The sequence below is a fragment of the Actinosynnema sp. NPDC023658 genome, assembly GCF_040639995.1.
Lineage (GTDB): Bacteria > Actinomycetota > Actinomycetes > Mycobacteriales > Pseudonocardiaceae > Actinosynnema.
In genome coordinates, this window is the sequence record NZ_JBFAAX010000107.1 from 1 (window position 1) to 7,416 (window position 7,416).

Below are 7,416 nucleotides of genomic sequence, written 5' to 3' on the forward strand. Positions count from 1 at the left end.
GATTTACCCGGGGGGGTGGGCGGTGTGGGTGGTGTCGCCCGGGTACGCGGGGGCGCGCAGAACGTCCCGTGCCGAGACTGGGTCTAGGGCTCGGTGCCCCAGGTGAGCGAACCGCCGGTGTAGGCGGTCACCCGGTCGAAGTCGGTCAGCGTCGCGCTGACCCGGTAGCTGTGGTCGTCGGCCTGGTTGAAGGACGACCAGTCGGACTTGGCCAGCCGCAGCTGGATGTCACCGGTGCTCGCGCCCGCGGCGAGGGTGCCCGAGGTGAACGCCACCTGGATGTAGGCGTCCGCGCCCGGTCGTGCGTTGGGCAGCTTCACCACGGTGGCGCGCACGTTGGCGCAGCCGACCACCGCCCAGTCGCAGAACACCTGGTAGTTCGCGTTGGCCGTGTCGCCGGTGAACCAGTACCGGGCGGTGACGGTGGACCGGTCGACCGCCGCGGTGCCGCGGTTGACCACGGCGAGCGTCGCGCCGATCTGGTTGGTGCTCGCCGCGCCGTTGCCGCGCTGCTGCACGGCGATCGGCCCGGTCGCGCCGCCCGGCGCGGTCCGGAACGTCACCGCGGTGCTGGGCGAGGAGATGTTCCCGGAGGTGTCCTTGGCGCGGACGGTGAACGTGTACGCGGTGTCCGCCGTGAGGCCGGTCAGCTGGTGGCTCACGCCGGTGGTGGTGGCCGCGACCGTACCGTCCGGACGCAGGATCTCGTAGCCCGCAACGGCGACGTTGTCCGTCGACGCGCGCCACGTCAGCGTGGCCCCCGTGCTGCCGACCGCCGAGACGGTCAGCCCGGCCGGTGTGGTCGGGGACTCGCGGTCGCCGTTGGTGTCCGCGGTGACCACGGTGATCGCCGTGCTCGCGGCAGACCGGTTGCCCGCGGCGTCCCTGGCCCGCACGGCCACCGTGTGGGTGGTCGCCGGTGCCAGGCCGGAGAGCTGGAACGTCGGGGTGGCCGTGGCACCTACGAGCGTGCCGTCCGCCCACAGCACGTCATAGCCGGCCACCCCGACGTTGTCGGTGGACGCGTTCCAGTTCAGCGTCGCGCTCGTCGAGCCGATGTTGGACGCGCGCAGTCCGGTGGGGACGGTCGGGGCCTCGCGGTCCTCGACCGCCGGACCGGGTTCCTTGCCCCAGACCACCTTGCCGTCCTGGGCGAGCACCACCCGGTCGGTCAGGGCCACCGTGTTGCCGGTGCCCAGCCCGTCGTAGGACCAGTCGTTGGTCGGGTCCCAGGTGCCCGTGCTCGTGATGCGGAACTGCACCTCGTGCTTGTGCGCGGACTGGCCGCCCGGGTACACGCCGGGGCACGGCACGTCGACGTAGTACACCGACCCGCTGTGCTGCTTGGGCGCGGAGGGCGTGCCGCACTGGTTGTAGTTCGTGGTCACGGTGACCTGGTCCGGCGTGGTGGAGCCGTCGAGGGTGAAGTAGTAGCGCAGCGAGCCGTTGAACATCCGGGCGGGCCACGCGGTCTTGTTGAAGACGAACGCCTTGATCTCGGTGAAGCCGGGCGCGCTCTGGTTGACCGAGGCCTGCACGGTCAGCTCGGGGCCGTCCGTGGCCTCGGCCACCGGGAAGCTCGTCAGCGGCGTGCCGCCGTACTCCTTGTACAGCCGGGCGAGCGCGCCGGTGAACCCGGCGTTGTAGTCCAGCGCGACCTCGTTGGCGACGTAGTCGGTGCGGCTGTCCACGTACGCGTCGTTGTTCGTGCTGGGACCGCCGACCAGGGCGCCGTACAGGACGTGCCTGCTGGTGACCGGCTCCTGCATGGTGTCGGCCCAGGCGCCGTGCGCGGTGCGGTGGTGCGGGTTGCGCGGCGGGTTGGCGCCGAAGCCGACGACGAAGCTGGAGTTGCGCGGGTTGTCGCCCAGCGCGTAGTTGATCTGCTTGACGCCGAAGTCGTGGTAGGTGGCCGCCTTCGCGGCGTCGCGCTGGCGCAGCCAGTCGCTGTAGACCAGCGCGACGAACGCGGTGTTGGCCGCGTACCGCAGCGAACCCCAGGTGTCGAGCACGGCCTGGCCGCCCGGCGAGTACCGCACCCGGTTGCCGTTGTAGCCGGTGGTCCAGAAGTCCAGCCAGCGGTTCGCGTCGGCGATGTACTCCGCCTCGCCGGTCAGCTGGGCCAGCAGCGCGTAGGAGCCGTAGGACTTGTCGTCCCAGGCGATGGTCCACTTGTAGGACCGCGTGGTGGACTGCGGTTCGGTGGACAGCTTCGGGTACTCCGCCTTGGCCTTCGCGAGGTAGCTCGCGTCGCCGGTGGCGCGGTACAGCCAGATCGCGCCCCACACCAGCTCGTCCTGGTAACCGCTCCAGGAGTTGTAGAAGTTGGCGGAGTCGGTGATGCAGGCGCTGTACTTGCCGCGGTAGGTGTCCGCGAAGCTGTAGAGCTGCTTGGCGTGGGTCAGCAGGGTGGCCGCGTAGGTCGGGTCGGTCTGCTTGAACACCATCGAGGACGACGCCATCGCCGCCGCGTACTCGCCCGCCAGGTCGGAGCCGGGGCACGACGCGTCCACTTTGTACGCCGGGCGGGTCATCTGCATGACCTCGGCCGGACCCCACCACTTGTGGTCGTCGTCGCCCTTGCCGACCTGCCCGTAGACCACGTTGGGCGACGGGTGCGCCTTGATGATCCAGTCCGTGCCCCACTTGAGGTTGGACATCAGGTAGCGCAGCTGGCCCGAGTTCTCGTAGGCGTCGCGGTTCTCCACCGCGCCCCACGCCAGCATCGACATCGACGCCGCGAACGGCAGGCCGAACTTGACGTGGTCGCCGGCGTCGTAGAAGCCGCCCGAGAGGTCCAGGCCGACGTCGCTGCCGTCGCGCAGCGCCGAGTCGCCTCGCCAGTTCACCCGGTTGTCCGCGGGCAGGTCGCCGGACCGCTGAGCGTCGTAGAACCAGATCGACTTCTGCAGGGCCTCGCCGTAGTTGAACGCTGGCGCGGCCGTCGCGGACGGCTGGAACGGGGTCAACGTCAAGGCGCTGACCAGCACGGCTAGCGTGCCGGCCAGTGCTCCGGACATGCGTCGTCGCATGCGGTGCCTCCGAGGGGCAGGGCGGTGGAGGTTTCTGGGAGCGCTCCCAGTCCGGGACTGTAACGGCATCGAAACACCGTGAAAAGAGGGTTCAGCCACAAAGGCTTGACAAATTCGGCCCAGCGGGGTCCCGACCATGGGCCGAACGGTCCCCCGCGCTGGGCTGAATGACCCAGCGTGGGGGAGCGCTCCCAGAAAGTCACCACGGCTCGGCGCTACCTCGCCCGGCAGGTCAGGTCGGGCGTGGAGGCCGAACCGCTCGCCGTGTACCCGAAGGACCCCGAAGCCCCCGGCGCCAACCCGCCGTTCCAGCCGACGTCGTCCACGGACACCGCGGTGCCGCTCTGGGTCAGCCTGCCGTTCCACACCGAGTTGATCATCTGGTCGCCGGCCCTCGTCCAGGTGACCGTCCAGCCGTTCATCCGGGTGGTGCCTGTGTTGGTGACGGTGACCTCGACCTGGAACCCGCCCTGCCAGGAGCTCGTGACGCGGGCGGTGGCCACGCAGCCACCGGGTTGCGCGGACGTGGTGGTGGTCGTCGCGCTCGTGGTGGTGGTCGTGGTGCTCGTGGTGGTGGTCGTCGTGCTCGTGGTCGTCGTGCTGGTGGTGCTGGTGGTGCTCGTCGGCGGGTCGTAGCTCAGGCCGTGGCCGAGCGGGTAGAGGGCCGCCTTGCCGTCACCGGAGTTGATCGGCTGCTGCGAGCTGCTGTTCATCCAGGTCATCGGCAGCTTGCCGGTCGGGTTGTAGTCACCGAACAGCACGTCGGCCACGCCGCGCCCCTCGGTTCCGGGCAGCCACGAGGCGAGCAGCGCGTCCCAGTCACCGACCTGGCCCGCGACGTCCATCGGCCGGCCGGAGACCAGCACGACGACCACCGGGATGCCCGCCGACCGGAGCCGGTTGATCGTCTCCAGGTCCTCGCGGTCCAGCGCGAGGCCGTTGGGCCGGTCGCCCTGGCCCTCGGCGTACGGGGTCTCCCCCACCACCGCGATGGCCGCGGTGTACGAGCCGTCCACGCCCGCGCCGTACCGGTCGTGGGTGATGGTCGCACCGGACCCGACCAGGTCGCGGATGCCCTGGAGGATCGTCGTGCCGGGCGTGGTGCTGCCGCTGCCGCCCTGCCAGGAGATCGTCCAGCCGCCGCTCTGGTAGCCGATGTTGTCGGCCGACTTGCCCGCCACGAAGTACCGGCCCGACCTGGCCAGCGGCAGCACGCCGTCGTTGCGCAGCAGCACCTGCGACTGCCGCACCGCCTGGCGGGCCAGCTCGCGGTGCGCCGCCGAGCCGACCGTCGAGGTCAGGGAGCGGTCGGTGAGCGGGCGCTCGAACAGCCCCAGCGCGAACTTCTTGGTCAGGATGCGGCGGTTGGCGTCGTCGATCCGGGACATCGACACCCGCCCGGCCTGCACCTCGGTCTTGAGCAGGCTGGTGAACCGCTGGTAGTCGGTCGGGACCATGACCATGTCGATCCCGGCGTTGACCGCCGCGGCCACCTCGGCGCCGGTGAACCCGGTCGCGCCGTCGATCTGGTCGATGCCCGCCCAGTCGGAGACTACGAACCCGGTGAAGCCCAGCTCCGTCTTGAGCAGGTCGGTGATCAGGTAGCGGTGTCCGTGCGCCTTGACGCCGTTCCAGCTGCTGTAGGAGATCATCACCGAGCCGACGCCCCGGTCGACGGCGGCCTTGAACGGCGGCAGGTGCACGGCGCGCAGCTCCTGCTCGCTGATCTGCGTGTTGCCCTGGTCGTCGCCGCCGGTCGTGCCGCCGTCACCGATGTAGTGCTTGGCGGTGGCGAGCACGGAGCTGGGCGTGCCGCCGAGGGTGGCGCCCTGGAGGCCGTCGATGTAGGTGGTCATCGCGGCGGGGATCTCCGGCACCTCCCCGAACGACTCGTACGTGCGGCCCCACCGGTCGTCGCGCGCCACGCACAGGCAGGGCGCGAAGTTCCAGTCGATGCCGGTGCCCGCGACCTCCTCGGCGGTGGCCGCGCCGATGCGCTTGACCAGGTCGGGGTCGCGCGTGGCGCCCAGGCCGATGTTGTGCGGGAAGATCGTCGCGCCACGCACGTTGTTGTGGCCGTGCACCGCGTCCACGCCGTAGATCAGCGGGATGCCCAGCGGCGTGGACAGCGCCGTGCGCTGGAAGTTGTCGTACATGTCGGCCCAGGCCTGGGCGGAGTTCGTGCTCGGCGCGGAGCCGCCGCCGGACAGCAGCGAGCCGATCCGGTAGGTGGCCAGGTCCGAGGTGGACTTGAGCGCGCCGCGGTCGACCTGGGTCATCTGGCCGACCTTGTCGTCCAGCGACATGCGGGCGAGGAGCTGCTCGACCCGCGGGTCGGCCTGGGCGGCCACCTGGGCGGCGGCCACCGGTCGCAGGTGGGGCACCACCACGGTGGCGGCGAGTGCGACGGCCGCCAGCAGGGCCGTCGTCGCCGCGACCGCGAGGGGCCGGGAGGGAGTGCGCGTCATTGCGTTGCCTCCGGGTGTCTGGAGGGGGTGTGGGGAGCGTGGGAGACAGGGCTGGGAGCGTTCCCAGACTAAGAATGTCCGCTCCTCCGCACCAGGGGTGGACTTTTCGGAGCAGCGCCGCTGCGGCTCCCCGGCGTAATTCGACGAAAACGGAACATCAACTTCACCCCGGCGGTGACCTGCGTCTCATACACCCGATCGGCGCAGTGCACGCCATAAACGTTCACAGTCAGTGGCAACCTTGCGGTTCGTCGGCGTCCACTCCGCTTCGAGCACGGTTCATTCGGCGTTTTCTTCACGCACCGTGAAAGCAAGCGAGGGGCACCACCGCACCGCACCCCCTTTTCTTCACCGTTTCCCTGTGGCTACAGTCCTGCCACCTGGGAGCGCTCCCAGCCGAAGCCAGCCCCCGTTCAGCACCGACGCTGCGAGGACCTTCCGATGCGAGCACACCAAGCCCAGGACCAGGACCACCCCCTCCGCCGCCCCCGTCACAGGACCAGGTTGGCCGCGGCAGGCGCGCTCTCCAGCGCGCTGGTCGCCAGCGCCGTCGCCGTGGTCCTGAGCGGGAGCGCGACGACCGCCCAGGCGGCCGACTCGGCGTTCTACGTCGACCCGTCGAGTTCGAGTGCGCGGTGGGTCGCGTCGAACCCGGGTGATTCGCGGGCCGCGGTGATCCGCGACCGGATCGCCTCGGTGCCCGCGGCGCGGTGGTTCACCACCACCAACACCTCCACCGTGCGCTCGGAGGTCGACTCCTTCGTCGGCGCCGCGGCCTCCGCGGGCAGGATCCCGATCCTGGTGGTCTACAACATCCCCAACCGCGACTGCGGCGGCGCCAGCGGCGGCGGCGCACCCTCCCACGACGCCTACCGCGCCTGGGTCGACCAGGTCGCCGCGGGCCTGGCCGGACGCCCCGCCTCCATCGTCCTCGAACCCGACGTGCTGCCCATCATGAGCAACTGCCAGACCGCCGACCAGCAGAACCAGACCAGGGCCTCCATGGCCTACGCCGGCAAGAAGCTCAAGTCCGGCTCCTCCCAGGCCAAGGTCTACTACGACATCGGCAACTCCGCCTGGCTCACCCCCTCCGAAGCCGCCAACCGACTGCGCGCGGCCGACATCTCCAACAGCGCCGACGGCATCGCCTCCAACGTCTCCAACTACCGCAGCACCCCCGACGAGATCGCCTACACCAAGAACATCCTCAACGCCCTCGGCGACAGCAGGCTCAAAGCCGTCATCGACACCAGCCGCAACGGCAACGGCCCCCTGGGCAGCGAATGGTGCGACCCCGCCGGACGCGCCATCGGCACACCCAGCACCACCAACACCGGCGACTCCCGCATCGACGCCTTCCTCTGGGTCAAACTCCCCGGCGAAGCCGACGGCTGCATCGCCAGCGCAGGACAATTCGTCCCCCAACGCGCCTACGACCTCGCCATCGCCGCCGGACCCATCACCACCACCACCACGACCACGTCGTCCACCACCACTTCTACAACCACCTCCACCACTACTTCCACGACCACTTCCACCACGACCACCACTCCGTCTCCAGGGGACGGATGCCGGGTGACGCACCGCGTGGTGAGCCAGTGGTCGGGCGGTTACACCGGTGAGATCGTCATCGAGAACCGGGGCGCGTCGGTCAACGGCTGGACCCTGACGTTCTCCGCACCCGGTGTGACCGTTTCCCAGGGCTGGAACGGGACGTGGACCGACAGCGGCGACATCGTCCGCGTCGCCAACGCGTCCTGGAACGGCGGACTCGCGACCGGTGGTACCGCGACCATCGGTTACAACGCGAGCTTCAGCGGCGGCACCCCACCGTTCTCTTCTCCCACTTTGAACGGTGTGGCGTGCGGCTGACGCCGTAGCCGGCCCTCGATGCGGCTCCCCTCCCCGACTGGCAG

3 protein-coding genes and 1 pseudogene are annotated in these 7,416 nt (G+C 70.2%); 1 reads left to right on the forward strand and 3 read right to left on the reverse strand.

Annotation, left to right across the window (positions count from 1 at the left end; all coding sequences use genetic code 11):
- Window positions 1–83: 83 nt before the first annotated feature.
- The 3 genes and pseudogenes from AB0G02_RS14935 to AB0G02_RS14945 form a co-directional block, all read right to left on the reverse strand.
- Complete coding sequence (locus AB0G02_RS14935) at window positions 84–3,032, reverse strand: glycoside hydrolase family 9 protein (RefSeq protein WP_360793945.1); 2,949 nt, start codon at window positions 3,030–3,032, stop codon at window positions 84–86.
- 215 nt (window positions 3,033–3,247) lie between these two features.
- Window positions 3,248–3,535 carry a cellulose binding domain-containing protein gene (locus tag AB0G02_RS14940; RefSeq protein ID WP_360793965.1) on the reverse strand — a complete coding sequence of 96 codons (288 nt, stop codon included), beginning with the start codon at window positions 3,533–3,535 and terminating at the stop codon, window positions 3,248–3,250.
- A 129-nt stretch (window positions 3,536–3,664) separates the two neighbouring features.
- Window positions 3,665–5,449, reverse strand: a pseudogene (locus AB0G02_RS14945) (glycoside hydrolase family 3 N-terminal domain-containing protein); the annotation flags it as partial.
- Window positions 5,450–5,941: 492 nt separating this feature from the next.
- Between AB0G02_RS14945 and AB0G02_RS14950 the strand changes: the two are divergent.
- Entirely contained in the window at window positions 5,942–7,372 is a 1,431-nt protein-coding gene (locus AB0G02_RS14950; protein ID WP_360793947.1) for a glycoside hydrolase family 6 protein, read from the forward strand.
- The last annotated feature ends 44 nt before the right edge of the window (window positions 7,373–7,416 follow it).